The following is a 1,278-nucleotide window of genomic DNA, read 5'->3' as shown; positions in this document are numbered from 1 at the left end:
ACCAGGAGCAGCACCTGCGCCCGCCCGGGCGCCACGGCCAGCTCCAGCAACCGGGCGACCGCCCGCGCGTCGTCGGTGGCGAGCGTGCTCCCGAGCCGGCCGTGCCGGTCGCCCGACCGGAGCCGGTCCACCGCATCGCGAGGCAGCCCGACCGTGTGGACCTCCCACCCCTGGTCGAGTGCGTCGAGGCCGGCCGCGAGCAGCGTCGTGGTGCGCCCTGAGCGCGGRCCGCCGAGGACCAGGAGAGGACCGTCGGACGGGTCCCAGCGCACCGATCCCCGTCGCTGCTCGTCGGGGAGGTCTGAGACGCCGAGCGCGAGGCCGGGTCCGTCCGGCACGTCGGCACGTCCGACCACCGTCGGGAGGGCCGGGAGCCAGGGGCAACCCGCGCCCGGAGGCTGACTCGACCACGCCTCGCTCGCAGCCCGCACCCATCCCTCGAGGGCGTCCTCGACCGGCGGTCGCGCCGGCGAGGGGGTCGGCGACCACCCCGCACCGGCATCGGACCATGGCCGGGCCGGTCGGGCGACCGGTGCTGCGGTCGGCGGCACCGCGCGGGCCACCTGCACCGGCTCGAGCGACCGTGTGCCGCGACGCACCCACGCGCGGCCGGGCGTCGCGGGGTCGATCTGCGCAGCCACGGGTGCGTCCAGCACGTCGGTGGAGTCGGCCTGGTCGGTCACGCGCAGCGCGATCCGGAGCGCGACGTTGGCGCGCAGGTCGGCCCCCACGGCGCCCGCCGGACGCTGGGTGGCCAGCACGAGGTGGACACCGAGGGCACGCCCCTGCGCGGCGATCCGGGTGAGAGCCGCCGCAGCGTCGGGGACGTCCTCCGTGAGGGCGCGCAGCTCGTCCACGACGACGAGGAGGCGTGGCGGCGTGCTCGGTGCCGTCGGGTCGAGGTCGACGAGGTCCCGGGCACCCGCGACCGCCAGCACGGACTCGCGCCGTCGCAGCTCGGCGCGCAGGGCGGCGAGGATCCGGCGGGCGTGGGCGGCATCCAGATCGGTCACGTGCTCCAGCACGTGCGGGAGACCGGCCACCGGTCCGAGCCCGGTCCCACCCTTGAAGTCGACCAGGAGGATCGCGAGCCGGTCCGGCGGGTGGGTGAGCGCGAGCGCCAGGACCAGGGTGGTGAGCAGCTCCGACTTCCCGGCCCCCGTGGTGCCCGCGACCAGCGCGTGCGGCCCGTCGGCGACGAGGTCCACCGCCACGGTCCGACCTCCGGTCCCGACCCCGAGCGCCGCGACGAGACCGGGGCGATGCTCCTCCCAGGTC

Annotated in this window: 1 protein-coding gene; it reads right to left on the bottom strand. The window is 77.3% G+C overall.

Translation table 11 applies throughout. The annotated features are described in order from the left end of the window. On the bottom strand, positions 1-1,214 hold a 1,214-nt coding region (locus tag AC1DUQ_RS21805; RefSeq protein WP_477074644.1), incomplete at its 3' end, for an FtsK/SpoIIIE domain-containing protein. Positions 1,215-1,278 lie beyond the last annotated feature (64 nt).

It is taken from the genome of Cellulomonas sp. P4_B5_2, assembly GCF_056402235.1.
Note: the sequence above shows the minus strand (reverse complement) of the source record. Positions and strands in the feature narration are given on the sequence as shown.